Raw genomic sequence first — 1373 nt, forward strand, 5'->3', positions numbered from 1 at the left:
GAGGACGTGCGGAACAAGCAGTTCACGACCGTCCGCCTCCGAGAAGGCTATGACGAGGACGAGGTCGATGCCTTCCTCGACGAGGTCGAAGCCGAGCTGACCCGTCTGCTCCGCGAGAACGAGGACCTGCGCGCCAAACTGGCCGCGGCCACGCGCGCCGCCGCCCAGAACCAGCAGAACATGCGCAAGCCCCCGGAGCCGCAGGACCAGCAGGGCGGCATGCCCCAGCAGGGCGGCATGCCCCAGCAGGGTGGAATGCCGCAGCAGGGCGGGATGCCCCAGCAGGGCGGCATGCCGCAGCAGGGCATGCGAGGTCCCGGCGCTCCGGTGCCCGCCGGCATATCGGGCCCGCCGCAGCAGCAGATGGGTGGCCCCATGGGTGGCCCCCCGCAGCTGCCGAGCGGTGCCCCGCAGCTGCCGGCCGGTCCCAGTGGCCAGGGCGGTCCGCAGGGTCCCGGTCCGATGGGCCAGGGCCCCATGGGCCAGGGTCCGATGGGCCAGGGCGGCATGGGCCAGGGTCCGATGGGCCAGGGTCCGATGGGCCAGGGCGGTATGGGTCAGGGTCCGATGGGCCAGGGCATGGGCCAGGGTCCGATGGGCCAGGGCGGCATGGGCCAGGGTCCGATGGGCGGTCAGCCCCCCATGCAGCAGCAGCCGATGGGTGGTCCCATGGGCGGCCCCATGGGTGGTCCGATGGGCGGCCCCGGTCAGGGCCCCGGCGGCGACAGCGCCGCCCGAGTCCTCTCGCTGGCCCAGCAGACCGCCGACCAGGCGATCGCCGAGGCCCGCTCCGAGGCCAACAAGATCGTCGGTGAGGCCCGCAGCCGCGCCGAAGGTCTGGAGCGTGACGCCCGTGCCAAGGCCGACGCGCTGGAGCGGGACGCGCAGGAGAAGCACCGCGTCGCCATGGGCTCCCTGGAGTCCGCGCGCGCCACGCTGGAGCGCAAGGTCGAGGACCTGCGCGGCTTCGAGCGCGAGTACCGCACGCGTCTGAAGTCGTACCTGGAGTCGCAGCTGCGTCAGCTGGAGACCCAGGCCGACGACAGCCTGGCGCCGCCGCGCACCCCGGCCACCGCCTCCCTCCCGCCGTCCCCTGCGCCCTCCATGGCCCCGGCCGGCGCGAGCGCCCCGTCCTACGGCGGCAACCCGTCGATGGGCGGCGCCCCGTCCCCCGCTGCCCCGTCCTACGGCGGCCAGCAGCAGATGACGCCGGCGATGACCCAGCCGATGGCACCGGTACGCCCGCAGGGCCCCTCCCCGATGGGCCAGGCGCCGTCCCCGATGCGCGGCTTCCTCATCGACGAGGACGACAACTGACGGCGGCGTAACGCCGTAGGCGTCGGCAAGCGTTCAAAGGGCGGGGCCCCGGATTC

The 1373-nt window shown here is 74.3% G+C and carries 1 protein-coding gene; it reads left to right on the forward strand.

Annotated elements, in window-relative coordinates; genetic code table 11:
• On the forward strand, positions 1-1317 hold a 1317-nt coding region (locus ABZ646_RS46680; RefSeq protein ID WP_360533882.1), incomplete at its 5' end, for a DivIVA domain-containing protein.
• Positions 1318-1373: the final 56 nt, after the last annotated feature.

Origin of the sequence: Streptomyces sp. NPDC007162, assembly GCF_040634175.1 — a bacterium.
Taxonomy (GTDB): domain Bacteria; phylum Actinomycetota; class Actinomycetes; order Streptomycetales; family Streptomycetaceae; genus Streptomyces.